Below are 23,377 nucleotides of genomic sequence, written 5' to 3' on the forward strand. Positions count from 1 at the left end.
CCGTTCGGGTGGCGGGGGCGCGGGTGGCCGGTGGGCGCGTTCATGTGGCGCTCCTGGTGATGAGGTAGGAGAACACGCTCTCCAGGTCCTCGTCGGCGGGGGCGACCTGCCAGACGTGGATGCCGGCGCTCTTGGCGACGCGGGGGAGGAGGCGTGTGAAACGGGCGAAATCGACCGCCTGGGCCTGGAGGCCGTTCTCGGTGAGGGAGACCGCGCCGGAGGAGGGGTCGGCGATGAGGGCCGCGGCGAGGGCGCGGTCGTCGCTGGAGCGGATGGTGAACAGGTGCGGCCGGTCGGTCATCCTGCGGCGGATCTCGCGGAAGTCGCCGGAGGCGGCGTGCCGGCCGGCGACCAGGACCTCGATCTGCTGGGCGACCCGCTCGACCTCCTCCAGGATGTGCGAGCTGAACAGGATGGTCTTGCCCGCCGCGCCCATCTGCCTGACCAGGTCCATCAGGTGCAGGCGCTGGCGCGGGTCCATGCCGTTGAACGGCTCGTCCAGCAGCAGTACGCGCGGATCGTGGACCATCGCCGCGGCGACCTTGACCCGCTGGCGCATGCCCTTGGAGTAGGTCTCGATCCGGCGCTCGGCGGCGTCCAGCATCTCGACCGTGGTCAGGGCGCGGCGCGCCGCCTCCGCCGGGTCGGGCAGGCGGTGCAGCTTGGCGCTGGACAGCACGAACTGCCAGCCGGTGAGGAACCCGTACACGGCCTCCCGCTCGGGGACCAGCCCGATCGAGCGGTACACGTCGTGGTTGCGCCAGATGGGCCGCTCGTCCAGGGTCACGCTGCCGTTGGAGGGGGCCAGGAACCCGGCCATCATGTGCAGCAGCGTGGACTTGCCCGCGCCGTTCGGGCCGAGCAGGCCGGTGACGCCGGGGCCGATCGTCATCGTGACGTCGTTGACCGCGACGACGTTGCCGTACCAGCGCGACACCTGGCGAAGCTCGATGCGGGCGGGTGCGGTGGTGGCGGGTGGCGCGGTCACGCCCTCCGTTGTGGTGGTGGTCACGCGGATGCCGCCTTCCGGTAGCGCAGGATCAGTACGGCGCCGCCCAGCGCGGTCAGCGCGACGATGCCGAGGGCCGCGACCGGCCCGGAGGCTCCGCCGGGGTAGGAGTTGCCCATCGCGGCCGAGGCCCCGGTCAGCCACACCTGCACGGCGTCCACCAGGTAGAACGGGTTGATCAGCAGCGCCCAGCCCGCAGAGTCGTCCTGGCTCATCGAGCCCAGGATCTCCGTGAGCACCTGGGAGACCGCGGTGGTGAACAGGTAGAACGCGATGACCGCGGCCACGCCGAGCCCGCGGCGCGGGGTGAGCGAGGCGATGGCGAGGCCCAGGCAGGCCAGCATCACCGAGTAGACGACCGAGAGGACCATGCTCGCCAGGTAGCGGCCGGTACCGGGGTCGCCGGGCGGGTTGACCAGCAACTCGCCGACGAACGTCACGGTCAGCGGCAGCCACTGCAGGATCAGCAGCGCCAGCGACATCGCGGCGACCTTGGCCACGACGTAGTCGCCGACCGTCACCGGCCGGGAGAAGTACAGCGGCAGGACGCGGAAGCGCAGGTCGGGGGCGACCAGTATGGGCGACTGGGTGGCCAGGAAGATGGCCAGCACGACCGACATGGTCGCGGAGAAGTTGGGGTAGTCGATCACTGGCCCACGCTGCTGGGCCAGCGCCATCCCCGCGATGGACACGATGGCCGGCAGCACCATGATGACCAGCAGCACGAACGGCATGACCTTCGCGCGGAACGAGCGGCCCAGGCCGAAGGCCCCGCGCAGGCTGTGCCGGGTCAGCGCGACCCTGGCGTGGCCGCGGCCCAGCCGCGCGCCGTCGTAGTGCCGGTAGCCGATGTCGTGAATGACGCCCGCGGGCTCAGGGGGCGATATGGCCGTCATACTGTCACGCCCCCGGAGGATGCGGCGGAAGTCGTCTCGTGGGTCGGGCCCGTATGGCTGGTCCGGCCGGTCTCGCCGGTCTCGTCGGTCTCGTCGATCTCCGCGGCCGAGCCGCGGAAGACGTCCTCGATCCGCCTGCGGCCCTGCTCCAGCCGGATCAGCGACATGTCCAGGTCGCACACCGCGTCGCGTACGGCGTCGTAGGTCTCCGGGCCGCGTACCTTGACCATGAGCAGGCGGCCCGCGCCGCTGACGGTCTCGCCCAGCTCGCCGAGCCGGGCGGCGAGCGGCCGTGAGTCCTCCTCGACCTCGACCGTCACGGTCTGGGTCACGCCGGTGAACTCGCCGATCGCCGAGGAGCGCAGCAGCTTCCCGCCGTCGATCACGATCACGTGGTCGCAGACGCGCTCCAGCTCGCCCAGCAGGTGCGAGGTGACCAGCACGCTGATCCCGAACTCCGCGCCGATCCGCCGGATCAGCCGGAGCATGTCGTCACGGCCCTGTGGGTCCAGGCCGTTGGTCGGCTCGTCGAGGAACACCACGCGCGGGTCGTGGACCAGCGCCTGGGCGAGCTTGACCCGTTGCTTCATGCCGGTGGAGTAGCCGCCCACCGGGCGGTAACGCTCTTCGTACAGGCCGACGTGGCGCAGCGTGTCGGCGGCGCGTTCGCGGGCCGCCGTACGCGGCAGCCCGGACATCTGAGCCATGTGGACCACGAATTCGGTGGCCGACAGATCGGGGGGCAGGCAGTCGTGCTCGGGCATGTAACCGACCGCGCGCCGGATCTCGGCGCCCTTGGTGGCCACGTCGAGGCCGAGCACCTGGGCCGTGCCGGCGGTCGGTTCGAGAAGGCCCAGCAAGATCTTGATGAGCGTCGACTTGCCCGCGCCGTTGGCCCCCACCAGACCTGTGACCCCCGGCGTGACCGTGACGCTGAGCGTGTCGAGCGCGGTCACCCGGGGGAAGCGTTTGGTCAACCCTTCGGTCGCGAGGATCGTCATGTGGCGGACTCTATCGCCGCATATCCGGCCGTGCCCTCGTCCGAATGTACGATCTGACCCTTAGCCCCGGGTCAGGGTCGTGTGCTTCAGCGTTTTCCGTAGCTGACCGGGATAGGGGCCGCCGAGGCGCGACCACAGCAGCCGCTGCAGGTACAGCGTCGCCGTGCCCGAGATGGTCATGCCGAGCACGTTGATCGCGACCTGGCCGACCGAGGAGCCGAGGTCGCCCCAGCGGCCGAGTGCCAGGGCCAGGGCGGCGTAGCCGGCCGCGGGCACGGTGGTGACCGAGATGAAGACCCCGATCAGCGCGGTCGATTTGGCGGCCGTGATGGACAGTACGCCCGCCGCGCCGGCCAGCAGCGCCACGATGAACGACCAGCGGTCCGGATTGACGATGAACTCGACCTCGGCGTGGGCATCCAGCGTCGTGGGGCCGATCCAGCCGATCCCGAGCGAGACCAGCGCGCACACGAACGTCACCGCGATGCCCACCAGGAACCCGGCCGCCACGCTCCTGGCCGCCCGGCCGATCAGGGGGCCGTCGCGGCGCAGCAGGCCGAAGCACATCGCCGAGATCGGCCCGAACTCCGGCCCCAGCACCATCGCGCCGACCAGCACGATCGGCGAGTCGACCACCACCGCGATGGCCGCGATCTGCGTGGCGATGGCGAAGAACGCGAAATAGGCCCAGGTCATCCGGCTGTCGTCGGCGACCCGCTGGCTGAGTTCCTCCCACACCACGGCGTCGTCGGGGTCGCCGGGGGCCTCGGCCTCGGCCCGGTCGGCGGCCTCGGAAAGGATCAGGCCCGCGCTGTCGGCGCTGATCGAGCCCACCTCGTGCAGGCGCATCTCCTTCAACCGGCCGAGCACGTCGTTGGCCGCCTCGCGGGCCACGTCGAACAGCAGTAGGTCGCCCTGCGGCCGGGTGGCCACGCCCGGAAGTACGACCAGATCGACCACGCCGGGGGCGTCGCTCAGATACTCGACGGCCGCGGCCGTGTGCGTGGTGGGACTTATGACGCGCATGTGCAGCACGTGGCCCACCCTAGTAAGAGGGCTCGCGGCGAGCCCGGAGCGGGTCTTACGCGCGGCGCAGCAGTACGCGCTGCACGGCGTGGTCGCGGCCCTTGTGCAGCACGAGCGCCGCCCTGGCCCTGGTCGGCGCGATGTTCTCCACCAGGTTGCGCTCGTTGACCTCCCGCCACACGTCGCGCGCGAACGCCGTCGCCTCGGTCTCCGACAGGTCGGCCAGGTGCCGGAAATAGGACTTCGGGTCGGCGAACGCGGTACGGCGCAGCTTGTGGAACCGGTCCACGTACCACTCCCGGACGTCTTCCACCCGGGCGTCCACATAGATCGAGAAGTCGAAGAAGTCGCACACGGCCAGCGCGGTCGGCGGGGCCGGCTGGAGTACGTTGAGCCCCTCGACGACGAGGATGTCCGGCCGCCGCACGCTCTGCGTCGCGCCCGGCACGATGTCGTACTCCAGATGGCTGTAGACGGGGGCGGTGACCTCGGCCGCGCCCGCCTTCACCGCCGACACGAACCGGACCAGCGCCCGCCGGTCGTAGCTTTCCGGAAAGCCCTTGCGGTGCATGATCCCGCGCTCTTCCAGGACCGCGTTGGGATACAGGAAGCTGTCGGTGGTGATCAGCTCGACGCTGGAGTGCTCGGGCCAGCGGGCCAGCAGCGTGTGCAGCAACCTGGCGGTGGTCGACTTGCCGACGGCCACGCTGCCGGCGATGCCCAGGATGTAGGGGGGCGGCGCGTCCTTCTCACCGAGGAACGCGCTGACCGCGGCCCCCCGCTTGCGCGCGCCGGTGAAGTGCAGGTTGAGCAGCCGGGTGAGCGGCAGGTAGATGTCGGTGACCTCGGCCAGGTCGATGGGGTCGTCCACGCCGCGCAGGTCTTCGAGTTCGGCCTCGGTGAGCGTGAGCGGGGTGTTCTTGCGCAGATCCCGCCACTGCTCACGGCCCAGCTCGACGTACGCGGACGTCTCGACCGCGGTTGCCTCGGTGACCATGCCGGAAGCCTACTCAGCGCGCGACGGCGGCCACTCGGTGGCCCGCGGTCTAGGCTGGGCCGGTGATCGTGGGAATCGGTGTGGACGTGGTCGACGTCACGCGCTTCGCCGCCACCTTGGAACGCGCGCCCGCGCTGGCCGCACGCCTGTTCACCGAGGTGGAGCGGGGGCTGGCCGTACACTCGCTGGCCGCCAGGTTCGCGGCCAAGGAGGCGGTGGCCAAGGCCCTCGGTGCGCCGCCCGGCCTGCGTCACCTCGACGCCGAGGTGCACACCGGCGAGCACGGCAGGCCGCTGCTGCGGGTGTCGGGCCGGGTGGCCGAGACCGCCGAGGCGATGGGCGTGCGGCGCTGGCATCTGTCGCTGACCCACGACGGAGGTGTCGCCATCGCGTATGTGATCGCCGAAGGCTGAGATAACTTCGGCAGCATGCGCATCGCGTACACCAGTGACCAGATTCGCACCGCCGAGCGGGCGCTGATGGCCCGCCTGCCCGAGGGCGCACTGATGCGCCGGGCCGCCGCCGGCCTCGCCGCCGCCTGCGCGGGCATGCTGCCCCGCGTGTACGGCTCGCGGGTGCTCGTCCTCGTGGGCAGCGGCGACAACGGAGGCGACGCCCTCTACGCGGCGGCGACCCTGGCCGGGCGCGGCGCGCGGGTGGACGCCCTGCTCGCCGGCTCACGTACCCACCAGGGCGGGCTGGCCGCCCTGCGCGCGGCGGGCGGCCGAGTGCTCGGCGGCTCCGAGTCCGACGCGGTACGCCGGGCGGCCGGCCGGGCCGACCTGATCATCGACGGCCTGGTCGGCATCGGGGGGACGGGCCCGTTGCGCGAGCCGTACGCGGCGCTGGCCGAGATCGTGAACGACACGCCCGGGATCGTCGTCGCGGTGGACGTACCGAGCGGCGTGGACGCGAGCACCGGACAGGTGGACGGCACCGCCGTGCGCGCCGACCTCACGGTGACGTTCGGCGCGTGCAAAACCGGTCTGTTCATCGACCCCGGCGCTGGGCAGTCAGGGGTCGTGGAACTCGTGGACATCGGGCTCGGGCCCTACCTCCCCGACGCCGACGTGGTGGCGCTGACCGATCTCGACGTGGCCGGGCTGCTGCCCAGGCCCGGGCGGGAGTCCGACAAATACCGCAGAGGGGTCGTCGGGATCGTCGCGGGCGGCAGCAGGTTCACCGGGGCCGCGGTCATGACGGTGGCGGGCGCGATCAGGTCCGGCGCGGGGATGGTCCGCTACGCCGGGCAGGACGAACCGGCCTCCGCGGTCAGGGACCGCTGGCCGGAGGCGGTGATCACCAGGCTGGCGCCCGGCGAAGGCGTCGATCGGGTGGGCCGCGTGCAGGCGTGGGTGCTGGGGCCGGGCCTCGGTACCGACGACGACGCGCTCGCGGTGGCCGAGTCCGTGCTGGCGGGCGACCTGCCGGTGGCGATGGACGCCGACGCGCTGACCCTCGCCGCAGCCGAGCCGTCCCTGCTGCGCAGGGACGCGCCCACGGTGATCACCCCGCACGCGGGCGAACTGTCCCGGCTGACCGGCGTACCCAGGCAGGACATCGAGGCCGCCCGCCTGCACCACGCCCGCGAGGCCGCACGGACGCTCGGGGTGACCGTGCTGCTCAAGGGCTCGACCACGATCGTCGCCGAGTCCGGCAGACCGCCCAGGATCAACCTCACCGGCACCCCGTGGCTGGCCTCCGCGGGCACCGGCGACGTGCTCTCCGGCATCCTCGGTACGCTGCTGGCCGCCGGACTGGACTGTTACGATGCCGCCTCATGCGCGGCCTACCTGCACGGCGCGGCGGCACGGGTGGCCGCCGACGGTGCTCCGCTGGCCGCGTCCGACGTGGCCGACGCGTTGCCGCAGGTGGCGCGGTCCTTGACCTGATGCGTGCCCTGGGGAGTGAGAGTCCTACCGATGAGCAGAGTCCGTCACCTGTCATTCTTGTAAGATGGATTTCCCGACAGTAGCGCGCGTGGACCTCGCGGCCATCAGGCACAACGTCGAGGTCATGCGCGAGCGCGCCGCAGGCGCGGAGCTGATGGCGGTGGTGAAGGCCGACGCCTACGGGCACGGGCTGGTGCCATGCGCGCACGCGGCTCTCACCGCGGGGGCAGGTCGGCTGGGCACCGCTTTCATCGGTGAGGCACTGACCCTGCGGCAGGCCGGCATCGGCGCGCCGATCCTGGCCTGGATCATCACGCCGGGAGATCGGCTGGAAGAGGCCATCGCCGAGGACATCGAGGTGTCCGTGGGCGCCCTCTGGCTGCTGGACGACCTGATGGAGGCTGCCCGCCGCCGGGGCCGTACGGCACGGGTCCACCTCAAGATCGACACCGGCACCTCGCGGGGCGGCGCGACCGCGACCGAGTGGGAGAAACTCCTCGACCGCGCGGCGGCGGCACAGACGGAGGGCCTGGTCGAGGTCACCGGCATCTGGTCACACCTGGCCTGCGCGGACACCCCCGGGCACCCGTCCATCGACGCGCAGACGCACAGGTTCGACGAGGCCATGGCCATGGCCGAGAAGGCGGGCGTGGCCGGGTCGCACGTGATCAGGCACCTGTCCAACTCCGCGGCGACCCTCACCCTCTCGCGCGCCCGGTTCGACATGGTACGGCTGGGCAGCGCCATCTACGGCCTGCCGTCCGTCCCCGAACTCGGCGACTGCGAACTCCGGCCGGCGATGACGCTGGTATCGACCGTGTCCCTGGTCAAGCGCGTGCCGCCGGGGTCGGGGGTCTCCTACGGGCACGAGTACGTCACCGACCGGGAGACCACCCTCGCCATGATCCCCCTCGGCTACGCCGACGGCATCCAGCGCCGGGCGACGAACCGGTGCGACGTGTTCGCGGGGGGACGGCGGCGCACGGTGGCGGGGCGGGTCTGCATGGACCAGTTCATGATCGACGTAGGCGACGACGCCCTGTCCCTGGGCGACGAAGTGATCATTTTCGGGCCGGGCGAGTACGGCGAGCCCACAGCCCAGGAATGGGCCGACCGCCTCGGCACCATCTCCTACGAAATCGTCACCGGAGTAGGCACCCGAGTCCCCCGCATCTACGTATAAATTGCACTCGCTTCGCTCGCGCGGGGCTGTGCTCATGGCGCTCGCTTCGCTCGCGCAGGCCCGGGCGCTTTTGAAGGTCGCGTCCTCCTCTCCTCGCTCAGTCGTTCGTTCCTCACTCCCTCCCTCGTCGCTCCGGACACGACCGCGCCCGGGCCGTGCATGGTTACGGCCCGTGCACTACTTCGCAGTACCTATGGCGCTCGTTCTGTGTTGGATGGCGCTCGCTTCGCTCGCGCGGGCCCGGGCGCCTTCAAGGTCGCGTCTTCCCCTCGTCGCTCATCCGCTCGTTCCTCGCTCCTTCGACTCCTCACTCCAGACACGACCGCGCCCGGGCCGTGCGTGGTTGCGGCCCGTGCACCCCGCTCCCGGCGCTCGCTTCGCTCGCGCGGGCCCGGGCGCTTTTGAAGGTCGCGCCCTCCGCTCCTCGCTCAGTCGTTCGTTCCTCACTCCCTCCCTCGTCGCTCCGGACACGACCGCGCCCGGGCCGTGCATGGTTACGGCCCGTGCACCCCGTTGGATGGCGCTCGCTTCGCTCGCGCGGGCCCGGGCGCTTTTGAAGGTCGCGCCCGGGCTGGTGACGGGTGCGCGGCGCTCAGGGGGTGCGTCGTTCCCTGGTCCCGGGGTGAAAGTAATGGGGCGGAGTAGTGGTCGGGCGGGAAATAATGGGCGTACGAGGGGTTGGGGCGGGGGTGCCGTTGGGTTTCGTGGATGGTCAGGGCAGAATGCCCCGGGATGTCGTATACCTGGTGTTCTCCCACGCCAGGGACTCGGACACCGCGAGGAGGCCGGGATGAGTAGGCGGCGGAGGGCCGGTATCGCAGGCGCGGTCGTCGGTGTCGCGTCCGCCGGGGTGGCGGCGGTGGCGCTGGCCAAGCGCTATGCCGTGGGCCGCATCCGGTTGCGCCCCGACCCGGAGGCCGGCGAGCCGTTCGGCGAGCTGCGCGGCCGTCCCGCGACCGTGGTCACCTCCGACGGCGTCACCCTGCACTGTGAGGTCGACGGCGTGGAGGACGCGCCGATGACCGTGGTCCTTTGCCATGGGTACACGCTCAACCTCGACTCCTGGCACTACCAGCGGCGCGACCTGAGCGGCACCCACCGCGTGGTGCTGTGGGACCAGCGCTGCCACGGGCGCTCGCAGCGCAGCCCCGCCGACGACTCCACGATCGACCGTCTCGGCGAAGACCTCGCCGAGGTGATCGAGGCCCTGGTGCCAGGCCCTTGCGTGCTGGTCGGTCACTCCATGGGCGGCATGACCATCATGGCGCTGGCCGACCGCCGTCCGGACCTGTTCCGCGACCGGGTGCGCGGCGTGGCGCTGATCTCCACTTCGGCGGGCAAACTCGCGGAGCTGACGCTGGGGCTGCCCGCGCTGGTGTCCAAGGCGGTGCACAAGGTCGCACCGGCCGCCGTGTCGGCGATCGGCCGCCGCGGGGCGTGGGTCGACCGTGGCCGGCAGGCGGGCAGCGACGTGGCATTCTTGGGGTTGCGGCTGTTCGGTTTCGGCGATTCGGCGAACGCGAGCCCGACCGTCGTCGACTTCGTGGAATCGATGATCAGATCCACGCCGACGGAGGTCATCGCCGAGTTCTATCCGGCGCTGATGTCGCACGACAAGCTGAGCGCGCTCGGCGTGCTCGGAGACGTCCCCACCGCGATCCTGGTGGGCGAGAAGGACTGGCTGACCCCGCCCGAGCACGCGGGCGCCATCGCGGCGGCGCTCCCGCACGCCCGGTTCACCCAGGTGCCGGAGACCTCGCACCTGGTGCAACTGGAGCGCCCGGGCGTGGTCAACGACGCGCTGCGCGACCTGCTGAAGCAGGCCGCCGGGGAAGGATGACCGCGATGGAGGAGCGCCGGGTTGCGGCGACCGCCGACGACATGCGGGCGCTGGGAGCGGAGCTGGCCGAGCTGTTGTCGGCCGGTGATCTCGTGGTGCTGTCCGGGCCGCTCGGCGCGGGGAAGACGACCCTGGTCCAGGGGCTGGCCGACGGTCTGAAGGTACGCGGGCCGATCACCTCGCCGACGTTCGTGATCGCACGCGTACACCCGTCGCTGCGCGACGGACCGCCCCTGGTACACGCCGACGCCTACCGCCTCGGCGGCCGGCTGGAGGTCGACGACCTCGACCTCGACGCCTCCCTGGAGGAGTCGGTGACGGTCGTGGAGTGGGGCGAGGGACTGGTCGACGGGCTCACCGACGAGCGCCTGGAGGTCTCCATCGAACGCCCGGAAGAGGGCGGCGGCGACGAGACCCGCATCGTCCACCTGCACGGCATCGGCCCCCGCTGGTCCACGCTGACCGCCTGAAGCCTTCCCACCTGCCCGAATCCGGCCCGCCGTGGCCGGCTGAGGTATCGGCTCTGTCCGAATTCGGGCTGTCAGGGCCATGGCGTCGGCTTTCGCTGGTCTGCGGTGATCGGCTGAGTTCCCCGGTTCTGTCCCGAATCCGGGGTTCTGTGTCATGGCTGCTCTATGACCGCCGGCTGAGGCTTCGGCCGGTATGTATCCATGTGGTCCCCTCCACGGCGGCGGTGTCCGCTGGACCCCGGCCCTGTCCGAATCGGCGTGGTCCGTCTCCGTGGTCTCCGTGTCGCTGGTCCATGGTGGCCGGACGGAGTCCGGCTCCGTCCGGATTCGAGGCGTCCGAGGGGCCTGGCGACGGCACCCCGCTACTGCATCTTCGGCCCGTCTGGGGTGGGGCGAACTCCTGGTGGTCTGGGGGCGGTTGCGGGTGTTGGGCGTCGGTGTGGGGCCGGTGTTCGGCCGGGCGGTGTGTGGGGCGGTCTCATTGGGTGGGTGGTTTGTCGTTCTGTGGGGGGCGGTGGGCGTATCCGCTAGGTAGCTCTTACGTTTTCTCCCACCATGTGGGGCGGGTTTTTGGCACGCTTGACGTCAGTCCCGGTTGATATAGATCATCGGTCTTGAAGATCGCCCGGGGCGGGTTGGGCTGATATTTCGGGGTATCAGGTCCATTGGGCGATCAACAGTCGACGGCGAAGTGGAGCACGCGGTGGCAGCGGTGTCGAGAATCAGGCGTGTCACGGCCGTGGGGGCCCTCGCATTGATCGGTGTGGTGGGGTGCAGCGCGGAGGCCGGTACCGGTGCGCCCACGCCCGCGCCGACGCCGACCGACTCGGGCGCCACTCCCGCGCCGAGCGGCCCCGGCCGCCAGAACATCACGGTCCGGCTCAACCCCGACAGCGTGATCGAGGGCCAAGAGTCCAGCGTGTGGATCCTGGCCAACTGCCCCGTGCCGAACGGCGGCCCCGAGCACAGTGGCAGCGCCACCTCCGACGCGTTCGTCCGTGCCGTCACCCTCGACCCCGTGCCGCCGCCCACGCCCACCGCGACCGCCGAGGGACAGCCCGCTCCCGTACCGTGGGTCCGTGGTGAGGCCCAGGTGCGTAGCGGCGCCGACCCCGGCCGCTACAACGTCGACGTCAAGTGCGAGGGCACCAACGACACCGGCAGAGGACGACTGCGGGTCACCGCCGACAAGGACGAGCCCACCGTCGTGCCCACCAAGGCCCCGAAGGCGGGCGGTGGCGGCACCGCGGCCGGGGCCGCCCAGAACGACGAGGGCCTGTCGCCCGGCCTGACCGCGCTACTCCTCGGCGGGGCGCTGGCGGGCGGCGTCGGCGTGGCCGTCGTACGACGTCGCCGTTCGTAGGCGACCCGGCGAGCAGCAAAAGCACCTGGCATGGCGGAAACACGGTGGGGCCGCATCGTCCTGGCGGGCGTGGTGACCGGCGCGGTACTGGTCGCGATCAACCGCGGCGGGCAGGAGGAACGGCCGGCCCAGGCCGCCGTGGTGCCCCGGGCGATCGACATCCCGGCGCTGAAACTGGAGGCGCCGCTGATGAAGCTCGGCATGTCCGGCGACGGCGAGGTCGAACTGCCGCCCTATGAAAAACCGGACACGGCGGGATGGTTCCGGCACAGCGCGGTCCCCGGTGACAAGGGCGCGTCGGTCATCATCGGACACGTGGACACCAAGACCGCGCCCGCCGTGTTCTACCGGCTCAGGCAGCTTCGCAAGGGCCAGGAGATCCGGGTCGAGCGCAGCGACGGCAAGGTGGCGAAGTACCGGGTCGAGTCGGTGGAACAGGTGGACAAGAACCGCTTCCCCGCCCGCCGGGTCTACGTGGAGGACGGCCTGCGCCTGGTCACCTGCGGCGGCTCGTTCGACTGGACCAAGCACGAGTACCGCGACAACGTCATCGTGTACGCCTCGCTGGTCAAGCGGGCATGATCCGGGTGGACAAAACAGCTCGCCGGACGCCGGGCCGATGCGTAAGCATGGGGGGATGAGCGACCAGGACGAGATCGCCGCGCCGCCGGCGGCCGGTGTCCGGCTGCCCTGGCACGAGGTGCCCCCGGCCGTGCGCGCGGCCGTGGAGGCGCACCTGGGCGAGCGCGTCGTCGAGGCCGTCACGCAGATCGGGGGGTTCTCGCCCGCCGCGGCGGCCCGGCTGCGGCTCGCCGACGGGCGGCGGGCTTTCGTCAAGGCGGTCGGGTCCGACGTCAACCCCCACTCCCGGGAGATGTACCTCGAAGAGGCCAAGATCTCCGCCGCGCTGCCCGCCACGGCCCCCGCGCCGCCGCTGCGCGCCGCCTTCGACACCGACGGCTGGGTGGCGCTCGTCTTCGACGACGTGGACGGACGGCAGCCCGCCATGCCCTGGCGGCCCGACGAGCTGGCCCGGGTGCTCGGCGCGCTGGGCGAGCTGGCGCGGGTGCCGGCCCCACCGGCCCTTCCCGCCCTGGCGGACCGCCTGGCGCGGGCCTTCACCGGCTGGCGCAGGCTCGCCGGCGGCGAAGACGTCACCGGCCTGCACCCGTGGGCGGTGCGCCACCTCGACACGCTGGCCGCCATCGAGGCGGACTGGCCGCTGGGGGTGGCGGGCGAGACGCTGGTACACGTCGACATCCGCGCCGACAACGTGTTGCTCACCGCTGACCGGGTGGTGATCGTGGACTGGGCGTGGGCGAGCCGGGGGGCGGCGTGGTTCGACCTGGTGCAGATGTTGCCGAGCGTGCGGATGCAGGGCGGGCCGCCGCCGCAGGAGGTCCTTGCGGGACACCCGCTCGGCCGCGCCGCCGATCCCGGCGCGGTGACCGCGGTGGTGGCGGCGCTCGCCGGGTTCATGCTGAGGATGAGCCGCCGGCCCGATCCGCCCGGTCTGCCCACCGTGCGGGCCTTCCAGCGCGCCCAGGGCATCGTGGCGCTCGACTGGCTGCGCGCCCGCACCGGCTGGCCGGACTGACCCACCCGCCCGGCCGCCGGCGGGCGTGGGTACGGCCGAGAGCCGATAGGCTAGACGTTCGTGCTGGTCCTGGCCTTTGACACGGCGACCCCCGCGGTCACCGCCGCGATATACGACGGTGCCCGGGTGCTCGCGGAGTCCACCACCATCGATGCCCGGCGACACGGTGAGCTGCTGATTCCCGCCGTACAGGCGGTGCTGCGCGAGGCCGGTGCGACGCCGCGCGAGCTGACCGCCATCGTCGCGGGCACCGGTCCCGGTCCCTACACGGGGCTGCGGGTCGGCCTGGCGACCGCCCAGGCACTCGCCGCCGCCGCGCAGGTCCCCGCGTACGGCGTGTGCACGCTCGACGCCCTGGCCCACGCCGCGGACATGTCCCGGCCCTTCATCGCCGCCACCGACGCGCGGCGCAAGGAGGTCTTCTGGGCCCGCTACGCCGCCGACGGCACGCGCGAGGCCGGGCCGTTCGTGGACAGGCCGCACGACCTGCCCGCCGAGCTGCCGGTCATCGGCGCGGGCGGCCTGATGTACGCCGAGGTCATCGGCCCCCACCGGGTGCGGAGCGCGCCCGAGCACCCGTCGGCGGGCGCGCTGGCGGAGATCGCCGCGGCCCGCATCGCCGCGGGCGCGGAGCTGGACCCGCCGCTGCCGATCTACCTGCGCCGCCCCGACGCGCAGGAGCCCGGCGCGCCGAAGCGGGTGACGGCATGACCGGCGAGCCCTCCGTGGCGCTGCGCCCCATGACCATGGACGACCTGCCCGCCGTACTTGAGATCGAGCGCGCGACGTTCCCCGCCGACGCGTGGAGCGAGGGCATGCTCCGCGGCGAGCTGGCCGACCAGCCGCGGACCCGCCACTACGTGGTGGCGCTGGTGGGCGGCGAAATAGTGGGATATGCCGGGCTCGCCGCCGCGGGCGACCAGGCCGACGTACAGACCATCGCCGTCACGGCCGCGCACCAGGGCACCGGCGTCGGCGGGGCCATGCTGCGCGAGCTGCTGGCCGAGGCGGTACGGCGCGGCGCCGTCGCCGTCTTCCTTGAGGTACGCGCCGACAACCCGCAGGCCAGAGGCGTCTACGAGCGGTTCGGTTTCACGGAGATGGGCGTACGCCGCGGCTACTACGACGACGGCACCGACGCGATCACGATGATGAGGAAGCTGCATGGCTGACCAACCGCTCGTGCTGGGCATCGAGACCTCCTGCGACGAGACCGGCGTGGGCATCGTCCGGGGCCACACACTGCTGGCCAACACCATCGCCTCCAGCGTGGAGCAGCACGCCAGGTTCGGCGGGGTGGTGCCCGAGGTCGCCTCCAGGGCCCACCTGGAGGCCATGACGCCCGCCGTGGAGCGGGCCCTGGCCGAGGCCGGGGTGGGCTTCGGCGACATAGACGCCATCGCGGTGACGGCCGGCCCCGGGCTCGCCGGGGCGCTCCTGGTCGGGGTCGCCGCGGCGAAGGCGTACTCCCTCGGGCTCGGCGTCCCGCTGTACGGCGTGAACCACCTGGCCGCGCACGTCGCGGTGGACCAGCTCGAACACGGGCCGCTGCCCAAGCCGTGCGTGGCCCTGCTGGTGTCGGGCGGGCACTCCTCGCTGCTGCTCGTCCCCGACGTGGCGCGCGATGTGATCTCGCTCGGCTCGACCGTGGACGACGCGGCGGGCGAGGCGTTCGACAAGGTCGCCAGGGTGCTCGGGCTGCCGTTCCCGGGCGGCCCGCACATCGACCGCGAGGCCCGCGACGGCTCGGGCACGGCCGTCGCCTTCCCGCGCGGCAAGTACGACGACGGCACGCTGGACTTCTCCTTCTCCGGGCTGAAGACGGCCGTGGCGCGCTGGGTGGAGGCCCGGCGGGCGGCCGGCGAGTCGATCCACGTGCCCGACGTGGCGGCGTCGTTCCAGGAGGCGGTCGTCGATGTGCTGACCCGCAAGGCCATCGCCGCCTGCCGCCGGTACGACGTACGCGACCTGCTCATCGGCGGCGGCGTGGCGGCCAACTCGCGGCTGCGCACGCTGGCCAGGGAACGCTGCCAGGCCGCGGGCATCCGGCTGCGCGTGCCGCGTCCGGGCCTGTGCACCGACAACGGCGCGATGGTCGCCGCGCTCGGCGCCGACCTGGTGAGCGGCGGCGCCGCTCCCTCCGCCCTCACCATCCCGGCCGACTCGTCGCTCCCGATCACCACCGTCCACGTCTGAGCGGCCGGCCCCTCCGGTCAGTCCTTGGTGGTCCTGGCCGGGCGCAGCAGCGCCTCGGCCAGGGCCAGCATGGTCTCCTCAAGCGCGCTGAGCCGGCGGGTGAGGTCGGCGTGGGCCGGCTGGACGACCTCGCTCACCGCCTCGGTGAGCTGGTCGCGGTCGGGGTGCGCGTCGATCAGCTCGGTGAGCGCGGCGGCGGCCTTGGCCAGGGCGTCGAAGCGCCTGGCGTGGTCCTCGCTCTGCGCGTCGAGGAGTTCACCGACCTTCTCGCCGACGCGTTCGCCGATGCCCAGCGTGGCCGGGAGCTGCCCGACGCGCTGGTTGACCGCCTCCACGTGGTCGTCCACCGCCTCGATCTGCTCCTTGGCCTCCTCGGCCCCGCTGACCAGCTCGGTGAGCCGGGTGTCGAACCCGTCGAGGCGGCCACCGAGCGCGGTGAGCCTGCCGTCGAGCCCGGTCAGTACCTCGGCCGCCGCCGCGACCCGGGCGTCGGCCTGCCCGATCCGCTCGCCCAGCGACTCGATGCGCCTGCCCGCCTGCTCGCCGGCCGCCGGGCCGACCGCGTCGATGCGCTCGCCCAGCCTCGACTCGGCCGCGTCGATGTGTTCCGCGACCTTGGAGCCGGCCGCGTCGATGCGCTCGCCGACCCTCGCCGCACCGCCGCCGACGATCTCGCCGACCCGCCCCTCCAGCGCGTCGATGCGCTCGCCGAGGCCGGACCGTACCGCGTCCAGGCGGTCGTCCAGGCCCGACCGTACCGCGCCGAGGCGTTCCGACAGCCCCTCCACCCGCTCGATCATCCGGGCCTCGGAGACGTCGATCAGGCCGCCGATCCGCTCGATGGCCGTCTCGACGCGCGCGGTGAGGGCGGTGGTGTCGTCCTGCCCGCGCTGGGCGAGGTCGGCCACCGCCTTGTCCAGCCGGCCGAACCGGCCCGCCGCCGCCTCCATGCTGCTCTGCAACTGACCGAGGCGGGCGGCGAAGTCGCTCACCCGCTGGGACACCGCCTGGGTGCCCTCCAGCAGCACCGCGAGGCGGGACAGGGCCTGCTCCACGTTCTCGCCCACCGCGCCGATGTCGGCCCACACGCTGGGCAGTTCGGCGATGGGCTTGACCTGCTCACCGACCGCTTCGACGTGGACGCCGACCACGTCCACATGGTCGCGCACGGCCTCGATGTGCTGCGCCAGCCCCTCGGCCCAGGAGGGCGGCCGGGCGGTGATCTCGTCCAGGCGCCCGGACACGGCGTCGAGGCTGCCGCTGAGGCCGCCCAGCTCACGCTCGCGTACCTCGCGCAGCAGCCACTCCATGCCCTCCAGCCGCTGCCGGATCTCGTCGAGCACCGCGCCCTGCGTGCGCTGCTCGTAGACGTGGTCCTGGGCAGCGCGCGCGAGGAGTTCGCGCATGCGCTCGGAGATGGCGGTCTGACTGCCTGCCTGCAACAGGGTGTTGCCGGAGTGGTCCACCGAATGGCTCCTTCGCTCGCCGACGGTCGGCCGCACAGCGGTGGGATGGTCGAGGCTCGGAGCCCGGGGGGCCGCGTGGGCCCGCCCGGTGTGGACGACCTCACCGCGTCGCTGACGGCGGGTCCCTCCGAGGCTCCAAAACTGTAGCCCGTCCTGGCGGGATCGGATGCCGGTAATCAAAAACTTGGTGATTGTCGAGGAATTGTCCCTAAATCAGGGAAGCAGCGTGTTTCGCCGGGGCGGCGGCGGTGCAGAGGAGGGCGAACGGCTTTTCGGCAATTCGGGTAAGTACCACGGTGAGGGAATTCTCCCCGGAAAGCCGGAGATCCCGCCGCAGTCGTTCGATGTCCACGGCCGAGCCGCGCTTCTTCAGCGTCACGGTGCCGACCTGCCGCTCGCGCAGCGCCGCCCGCAGCCGCTTGAGGGAGAACGGCATCACCTCGGCGACCTCGTAGCGCGCGGCCCATGGCGTGGCCACGTCCGCATCGCCGGTGATGTACGCGATCCGCGGGTCCAGCAGCCGCCCGCCGACCGAGGCGGCGATGTCGGCGACCAGGTGCGCGCGGATCGCGGCGCCGTCCGGTTCGTACAGGAAACGGCCGGGCGGCCCGATCTGTGCAGCCTGCTCGGACGAGCCCGGCCCGGCCGCCAGGGTCATGCCGGACGGGAGCATCGTCGCCCTCCGCAGGAACGGCCGTTCCGAGCCTTCGGGTGCCGCCGCCTCCGGCCCGGCGAGGTCACCGAGCCAGATGGCCGCCTCCTTGACCTCGCCGCGGTGGGAGACCCACTCGGCCTCCGCCCCGTCCGGCACGAACGTGTACGGCAGGCCCGGGGCCACCTTCAGGCACGCCCCGCGGGCCGCCGCCGCCATGGCCAGCGCGTCGGGCAGGGGAGGGGAGTAGGACATCGGGTCGAACACCCGCCTGGCCGAGGTACGCCGGGCCGGGTCCAGGAACACGACGTCGTGGCCGCGGGGATCGACGGACGCGGCCTCGGCCGTACCGACCTGGACGAGGGCCGAAAGGCCGAGCGCGTCGACGTTGGCCCGCGCGACGGCGGCGGTGAGCGGGTCGCGGTCCACCGCCTCCACGCCGAGCCCGGCCCGGGCCAGCTCGATCGCGTCGCCCCCGATGCCGCAGCACAGATCCGCCACCGACACGCGCCCCGCGCCCGCGGCGATCCGATGGGCGCGGTGGGCGGCGACCTCGGGGCGGGTGGCCTGCTCCAGGCCGTCCGGCGTGAAGTACATGCGCTCGGCGTCCGGCCCGAACTTGGCCTGCGCGCGAGCGCGCAGCCGCGCCTGGGTGAGGGCCGCCGCGGCCAGGTCCGCCGGGTGGTCGCGGCGCAGCGTGGTGGCCGCCGCGACCGGATCGTCCCTTGACACCAGCTCCGCCGCCATGGCCAGGGCGGCCTGCCCGCGGCTCGTCAGGAGCTCAAGAAATGCGTCAAGGTTCATGTTCCCGACGCTATCGCAGGGAGCCGTCCGGACGGTCGGCGAGCGGTGCATATGGGGGGATAAAAGGCCATATTTGGGTCATAAGTGATAGATCTTGCATAGTTGCGATTTACCCGGCACCCAACAGGAGTGCCGTTGCCGGGCAAACGTGGCGCAAGTGGGTGATGCCAGGAAAAGAGATGGTGTTGTTTGTCTTTCTGGGATCAGCGGTATTCAAGACGACGGAAGATTCGAGTGGCGAGTTGGTGAGTTCGATTCGAGACCGTCCAACTTTTGCCTGGCGAGCACGAAGTACGGAGTCGCAAAGCGATGATCAGGAAGATGACAACCGCGGGCCTGCTGGCCGCAGGTCTGGCCATGACCTTCGCCGCCCAGGCGAACGCCGGCACCGAGCCGACGAAGCCTGCTGAGAAGAAGCACGAAACCGTCAACACGGTGTACTACGTCTACCTGTGTGATGCCGACAAGAGGAACGTCGGTCACTGGGTGGGCACGTCGTTCGACGGCATCTACAACACCGAGGACAAGAAGCAGAGCCGCAGCGACTGCGACCGGTACGTCTACACCGATGACTCTTTCAACAAGGACTTCAAGAACAAGAAGTCGAAGGACTCTCACGACCGTGAGCTCGAAGTCGAGAAGTCCTTCAACAAGGACGACTCCGCCAAGGGCTCCTACAACAAGGAGGCGACGGCCAAGGACTCGTTCAACAAGGACGACTCGACGGACGTGAACTACGAGGAAGACAAGAAGTACGAGAAGAACACGTACGTCGAGGTTGACAAGGCCGAGGACAAGAAGCACGAGTCGGAGAAGCCTGAGTACAAGAAGCCGGAAGAGAAGAAGTCCGACTACAAGAAGCCGGAGCACAAGAAGCCGGAGTACAAGAAGCCCGGGCACAAGAAGTCCGGGCTTGAGCTTGAGGGCTGGGTCTTCGAGGAGTCGGAGCGCAACAGCGCCGTCCTGAGCCAGGGCTGACACGACGACACGCGCACCCGGTCCCGCGACGAGCGGGGCCGGGTGTCGTTCACCCCACAGGGGCCGGCAGCGGTCATGCCGGCCCCTTTTGCCGTGCCCCCGGGCGGGACTGCGCGGTTCTTTCGCACTCCTGCCGAGGCACCCGCAGCAATGTGGCCTGTATTGAGACAGCGCCCGGCCTGGCAGGTCGCCCCTAGCGTGAGCGCCTTTCCCCGCAGTGCGATGCGGTTCTGAGGACCACTCCGCCCGAACCGGATCTGCGACGTCACCCCGAGCCTGATGTCCGGCCCCTCCGCTGGCCGAGGTACCCGAGGCAGGTCCGCCTGGCGTGCGCGCCGGACCTGGCCAGGTGATGGCCCGCTGCCGAAGCCGCCCGACGGTTCACACGCGAACGCCGGTCCGTCGCGTGCGCCGCAGAGCCTGCGAGCACGAAGCGCCGCTGCCTCTGACCATGTACGGCCGGGCGGCCCTCAGCCGCGTTCTCACGGGTTCGGTGTACGGGGCGGTGGTGGTTGCTCCGGCCGCCGGGCCGGTCCGGTACCTGCCCGCTGGGGCGGGCTTGGTCGTCGCAATTCCAGCACGCTGCGGGACACGACCATCGCGCTTGCCGTGACGGCTCGCGATCGACCGGCTCTCGACATTGAACCGGAGGGAAATATTGCTACTGAGAGGTTTGGTGGGATGGAGTCCAATTTGGAGGGATACGCCCGCCCAGTATGTCGCATTTATCATACTAAAGGGTGTACCGGTAAGAGTTGGGCTTTCTTTACCGCTATTCGCTTGCTATTAGCACAATGTCTCAGGTCTACTAATTAGTGGCTCGGCATCCAAGGAGGGAGGCCGGGCTATCAGACCAGATCGAACGGGAGATTGACATGCTCAAGAAGTTCATCGTCGGCAGTGCCGTTGTCGCGGGTTTCGCCGCCCTGGGACTTTCCTCGCCGGCGCATGCCGGTGATGGGTGGGACAGCAACGCTGCGGAGCAGAGCGGAAATGTTAACGTCTGCGGCAACCGCACCATCGGGGACATCTTCATCCCGATCATCCCGCTGGCTCCGACCACCAACTCCAACAACGAGTCGACGGACTGCAGCTTCCGGGTGCACCAGAACTAAGGTGCCCCCGGCGAGCCTCGACGGGCGGGTGCCGGAGCATCGATTCGTTCACGGGGCGCTGCGGTGGAACCTTCGCCGCCGTGCACTTCTGGCCGGTCGGGCACCTTTGGCCGGCCGCTCACCTGCGGGAGCGGCCGGCCAGGGCCGGGGGAGCGAGAGGGGGCCGGGCGGCGGCGGGTCCGCTTATCGCCATTCCTGGTCTGTTCGTTCACTTTCGACGCGATGAGGATCGTAAGGTCCGCACGCGCCGGCGTGATCGGCGGACCTTCGAGGGTATACGCCTCTGATGCTACGAAATCCATTATTGGGGATGCATCGGCTTCGCGAGGATAAAGTTGGGCTTGCGGGTGTCGCGGTGAAAGCCGTGACACCCGCTTCCTTTTTTGTTCCGCCAGATCTGCGCCTAACCGGCTCTGGTGTCGGGGTTTGTCGTCCATGCGGGTAGGTCAAGCAATCGCTCAGTGCGCATTGGGGTCCGCGTTCACCGGGCCCAGATCGTTGGAACGGCGCATGGCCTCCGTTGGGGTTCTTTTTGTGGTCGCCGGAGTGGTGATTGGCTTGCCGTTCGTGTCGCGTGCCGTTTTACTGGCTAGCGGCTCGGCCGTCAGTGGTACGAGCTGAATTCTCGTTCCGAGATCGATCGGGAGATTTAAATGCTCAAGAAGCTCGCACTCGGTGGGACCATGATCGCCGCATTCGCCGGCATGGGGCTCGCCGCACCGGCCCACGCGGCCACGCCGTGGCCCGGGGGCGAGATCAACGCCTCGCAGCAGAACGGCAACACGATCACCTGTGGCAACAGCGCCATCGGCGACGTGTTCGTCAACCTGCTCAACCTGACGCCGGTGACTCTCGCCGACCGCAAGCCGGTCGACTGCGGCATCCGGGTCACCCAGAACACCGGCAACTGAGCCGCAGGCACTGAGTTCCCCTTCCTGATGGGTGGCGGAAGCAGAGGCCGCTAGGGAGACTTCGTGACGAGGGCCTCCAGCCCGCCGTCTCTACCTGGAGGCCGTCGTCCGAGGTACGGCGGGAGACGACGGCCCGTGAACCACCGTCGATCTCCATTCATCGGCCGTGCCGGCGACGAGGGGCGAGGACGGCCGGAGGGCCGCCCTCGGTGCCTTTGCCCGATCGGGTGCGATACCTCGCACGCCACCTCTGACCAGGGAACTCACGGCGACCGGTGAGCCGATCCGGTGAGCCGATCCGGCGAATCCGGCGGATCGTCCTCGGCGCATGGACGGCCACCGCCGGGTCGCCGAGTTGCCGGGGCCGTTCAGGGTCGTTCATCGGAACTCCTTCGCTGGAGACCCCGCCGCGTAGCGGCCCCGCCTGGCGGCGAGAACCGAGCCGCCGGGCCGGCGGGATGTGATGCCTGTGAGGCTGTCGCCGGTGAAGAGGGAAGATCCGGCTCGCGAGGGCTGGAATCCTCCGGATTCATCCGTGCGGAGGAAGTCAACGGACCGTTCAGGGAGATGTTCCGGCTGTGCGGGCACCGCTGCTGAAGCTGCGGTGCCCCTTTTTTATGGGTTGCGAATCTTGTAGTAGTGCGCCCCTTGTATGCGTGATGTCCGATTTATTGGAATATGGGCAGCAGATGGTTGAAGTCCGCTAAGCGGAAATCCGGTTGATTGCCGTTTCTTTACGGCAATAACGGTGCTATTGGCTTGCTGTTCGTGACCGGCACGGGTCTACTGGCAATCGGTCCTGTGCTCGGGTGGCGAGCGCCGGAACTCATGCAAGATCGATCAGGAGAATTCAGATGCTCAAGAAGCTCGCAATCGGCGGGATGCTGGCGGCTTTCGCCGCCTCGGGGCTCGCCGCGCCGGCGGTGGCGGCCACACCTTGGCCGGGGGACGAGACCAATACCGCCCAGCAGTCCGGCAACGTGATCGTGTGCGGCAACAGCGCGATCGGCGACATCATCGTCACGCTGCTCAACCTCGGTCCGGTCAGTGTCGCGAACAAGAAGCCGGTGGACTGCAGCGTTCGCGTTTACCAGAACTGAGCCGCTTGAGTCGTTCACAAGGGGTGACCGGACGCCGGCGCGGACCTCGGGCCAGGGCCTTGGCCGATCGTTTCCCGCGCCGGCGTACGCCTTCGACCACGGGTGCGCGCTGAACCTTCACGCTCCAGCTCGTGCGAAGGCCACGGGGGAGACACCGATGGGACCCTCCCATCCGGAGTCTCCCCCGATCGCATGTACGGCCGAGATCCCCCCGCTCCGCAGTGCTCCCGGCAGGCGTCTCGGTCACGCAGGGTACGCGCCGGGTAGCGGGAAGATCCGGACAGTCTTCCTATAAGCCCCTGAGGTAGGAAATCTCCAATTCGCCTACCCGAAAACCGTCAGAAGCCTTAACCGTGAGAATTCCCCCAATGCGGCTCACGAATGCTCGCATGAATTCACCTGCCCGGGATGGTGATTTGCCTTTTCTTTACGGCGGTTATGGTGCAATTGGCTTGCTGTTCGGGCCTCGGGTGGGTCTACTTGCTATCGGCTCGGCCTTCAGGTGGTACGAGCTGGATCCTCATCCGAGATCGATCGGGAGATTTAGATGCTCAAGAAGCTCGCATTTGGTGGTGCGGTGCTCGCGGCTTTTGCAGGAGTGGGGCTCGCCGCTCCGGCCCACGCGACCATCGGGCCCGACGACGGCGGCAATGTTGCTCGGCAGTCGGACAACATCGTCGTCTGTGGCAACCAGGCCATCGGCGACATCATTATCCCGGTGATTCCTCTCACCCCGGTTACCATCGCCACGCGCAAGCCTGTCGACTGCAGCATCCGGGCCTACCAGAACAACAACTAATCTGGTATCCGTGATCAACGGGGGATTTGATCGCCCACTGAAGGAGCCGGCGCCGCGAGGCGCCGGCTCCCTCGTGTGTCCG

At 70.4% G+C, this 23,377-nt stretch carries 23 protein-coding genes; 16 read left to right on the forward strand and 7 right to left on the reverse strand.

Annotated features, from left to right (window positions below; all coding sequences use genetic code 11):
• Positions 1–40: 40 nt before the first annotated feature.
• Genes ACH34R_RS05260 through coaA form a run of 5 tightly spaced genes read right to left on the reverse strand, consistent with a single transcriptional unit; the run spans position 41 to position 4,929 of the window.
• Positions 41–1,012, reverse strand: coding sequence for an ABC transporter ATP-binding protein (locus ACH34R_RS05260; protein ID WP_397560133.1), 972 nt, complete (start codon positions 1,010–1,012; stop codon positions 41–43).
• Positions 1,009–1,905, reverse strand: a complete 897-nt coding sequence (locus ACH34R_RS05265; RefSeq protein ID WP_397560134.1) for an ABC transporter permease — start codon at positions 1,903–1,905, stop codon at positions 1,009–1,011. Before ACH34R_RS05265 ends, ACH34R_RS05260 begins: the two co-directional genes overlap by 4 nt.
• Positions 1,902–2,906, reverse strand: a complete 1,005-nt coding sequence (locus ACH34R_RS05270; RefSeq protein ID WP_397560135.1) for an ABC transporter ATP-binding protein — start codon at positions 2,904–2,906, stop codon at positions 1,902–1,904. The genes ACH34R_RS05265 and ACH34R_RS05270 overlap by 4 nt, the downstream gene beginning before the upstream one ends.
• 60 nt (positions 2,907–2,966) lie before the next feature.
• Positions 2,967–3,932 carry a DUF389 domain-containing protein gene (locus ACH34R_RS05275; protein WP_397560461.1) on the reverse strand — a complete coding sequence of 322 codons (966 nt, stop codon included), beginning with the start codon at positions 3,930–3,932 and terminating at the stop codon, positions 2,967–2,969.
• 55 nt (positions 3,933–3,987) lie between these two features.
• The gene (gene coaA / locus ACH34R_RS05280; protein ID WP_397560137.1) at positions 3,988–4,929 is read right to left on the reverse strand and encodes a type I pantothenate kinase; all 942 of its coding nucleotides are present in this window, start codon (positions 4,927–4,929) and stop codon (positions 3,988–3,990) included.
• Between the two features lie 62 nt (positions 4,930–4,991).
• On the opposite strand from coaA, the gene ACH34R_RS05285 reads away from it, so the two are divergent.
• The 11 genes from ACH34R_RS05285 to tsaD all read left to right on the forward strand — a co-directional run bounded on the left by ACH34R_RS05285 (position 4,992) and on the right by tsaD (position 15,470).
• Entirely contained in the window at positions 4,992–5,342 is a 351-nt protein-coding gene (locus ACH34R_RS05285; protein ID WP_397560138.1) for a holo-ACP synthase, read from the forward strand.
• Between the two features lie 15 nt (positions 5,343–5,357).
• Positions 5,358–6,821, forward strand: coding sequence for an NAD(P)H-hydrate dehydratase (locus ACH34R_RS05290; RefSeq protein ID WP_397560139.1), 1,464 nt, complete (start codon positions 5,358–5,360; stop codon positions 6,819–6,821).
• A 64-nt stretch (positions 6,822–6,885) separates the two neighbouring features.
• Complete coding sequence (gene alr / locus ACH34R_RS05295) at positions 6,886–8,004, forward strand: alanine racemase (protein ID WP_397560140.1); 1,119 nt, start codon at positions 6,886–6,888, stop codon at positions 8,002–8,004.
• A 790-nt stretch (positions 8,005–8,794) separates the two neighbouring features.
• A complete protein-coding gene (locus ACH34R_RS05300) occupies positions 8,795–9,844 on the forward strand; it encodes an alpha/beta fold hydrolase (protein WP_397560141.1) in 1,050 nt (349 codons plus the stop codon).
• Between the two features lie 5 nt (positions 9,845–9,849).
• Entirely contained in the window at positions 9,850–10,314 is a 465-nt protein-coding gene (tsaE, locus tag ACH34R_RS05305; protein ID WP_397560142.1) for a tRNA (adenosine(37)-N6)-threonylcarbamoyltransferase complex ATPase subunit type 1 TsaE, read from the forward strand.
• Between the two features lie 712 nt (positions 10,315–11,026).
• On the forward strand, positions 11,027–11,677 hold the full coding sequence (locus ACH34R_RS05310) for a hypothetical protein (protein ID WP_397560143.1): 651 nt from the start codon (positions 11,027–11,029) through the stop codon (positions 11,675–11,677).
• Between the two features lie 30 nt (positions 11,678–11,707).
• Complete coding sequence (locus ACH34R_RS05315) at positions 11,708–12,259, forward strand: class F sortase (protein WP_397560144.1); 552 nt, start codon at positions 11,708–11,710, stop codon at positions 12,257–12,259.
• 55 nt (positions 12,260–12,314) lie between these two features.
• On the forward strand, positions 12,315–13,274 hold the full coding sequence (locus ACH34R_RS05320; RefSeq protein ID WP_397560145.1) for a hypothetical protein: 960 nt from the start codon (positions 12,315–12,317) through the stop codon (positions 13,272–13,274).
• A 60-nt stretch (positions 13,275–13,334) separates the two neighbouring features.
• On the forward strand, positions 13,335–13,985 hold the full coding sequence (gene tsaB / locus ACH34R_RS05325) for a tRNA (adenosine(37)-N6)-threonylcarbamoyltransferase complex dimerization subunit type 1 TsaB (RefSeq protein WP_397560146.1): 651 nt from the start codon (positions 13,335–13,337) through the stop codon (positions 13,983–13,985).
• Positions 13,982–14,446, forward strand: a complete 465-nt coding sequence (gene rimI, locus ACH34R_RS05330) for a ribosomal protein S18-alanine N-acetyltransferase (protein ID WP_397560148.1) — start codon at positions 13,982–13,984, stop codon at positions 14,444–14,446. Before tsaB ends, rimI begins: the two co-directional genes overlap by 4 nt.
• Positions 14,439–15,470, forward strand: coding sequence for a tRNA (adenosine(37)-N6)-threonylcarbamoyltransferase complex transferase subunit TsaD (gene tsaD / locus ACH34R_RS05335; protein ID WP_397560149.1), 1,032 nt, complete (start codon positions 14,439–14,441; stop codon positions 15,468–15,470). Before rimI ends, tsaD begins: the two co-directional genes overlap by 8 nt.
• Positions 15,471–15,487: 17 nt before the next feature.
• Here tsaD and ACH34R_RS05340 read toward each other — a convergent pair whose 3' ends face one another.
• Together ACH34R_RS05340 and ACH34R_RS05345 are read right to left on the reverse strand one after the other, a co-directional pair.
• Entirely contained in the window at positions 15,488–16,936 is a 1,449-nt protein-coding gene (locus tag ACH34R_RS05340; RefSeq protein WP_397560151.1) for a hypothetical protein, read from the reverse strand.
• Between the two features lie 208 nt (positions 16,937–17,144).
• Entirely contained in the window at positions 17,145–18,392 is a 1,248-nt protein-coding gene (locus tag ACH34R_RS05345; protein WP_397560152.1) for an SAM-dependent methyltransferase, read from the reverse strand.
• A gap of 309 nt (positions 18,393–18,701) precedes the next feature.
• Between ACH34R_RS05345 and ACH34R_RS05350 the strand changes: the two genes are divergently transcribed.
• The 5 genes from ACH34R_RS05350 (at position 18,702) to ACH34R_RS05370 (ending at position 23,295) form a co-directional block, all read left to right on the forward strand.
• A complete protein-coding gene (locus ACH34R_RS05350) occupies positions 18,702–19,370 on the forward strand; it encodes a hypothetical protein (protein ID WP_397560153.1) in 669 nt (222 codons plus the stop codon).
• Positions 19,371–20,245: 875 nt separating this feature from the next.
• Entirely contained in the window at positions 20,246–20,485 is a 240-nt protein-coding gene (locus tag ACH34R_RS05355) for a hypothetical protein (RefSeq protein WP_397560155.1), read from the forward strand.
• Positions 20,486–21,138: 653 nt separating this feature from the next.
• Entirely contained in the window at positions 21,139–21,396 is a 258-nt protein-coding gene (locus tag ACH34R_RS05360; protein WP_111165267.1) for a hypothetical protein, read from the forward strand.
• A gap of 854 nt (positions 21,397–22,250) precedes the next feature.
• Complete coding sequence (locus tag ACH34R_RS05365) at positions 22,251–22,496, forward strand: hypothetical protein (protein WP_397560157.1); 246 nt, start codon at positions 22,251–22,253, stop codon at positions 22,494–22,496.
• A gap of 547 nt (positions 22,497–23,043) precedes the next feature.
• On the forward strand, positions 23,044–23,295 hold the full coding sequence (locus ACH34R_RS05370) for a hypothetical protein (protein WP_111165265.1): 252 nt from the start codon (positions 23,044–23,046) through the stop codon (positions 23,293–23,295).
• Positions 23,296–23,377: the final 82 nt, after the last annotated feature.

It is taken from the genome of Spongiactinospora sp. 9N601, assembly GCF_044326295.1.
GTDB lineage: Bacteria > Actinomycetota > Actinomycetes > Streptosporangiales > Streptosporangiaceae > Spongiactinospora > Spongiactinospora gelatinilytica.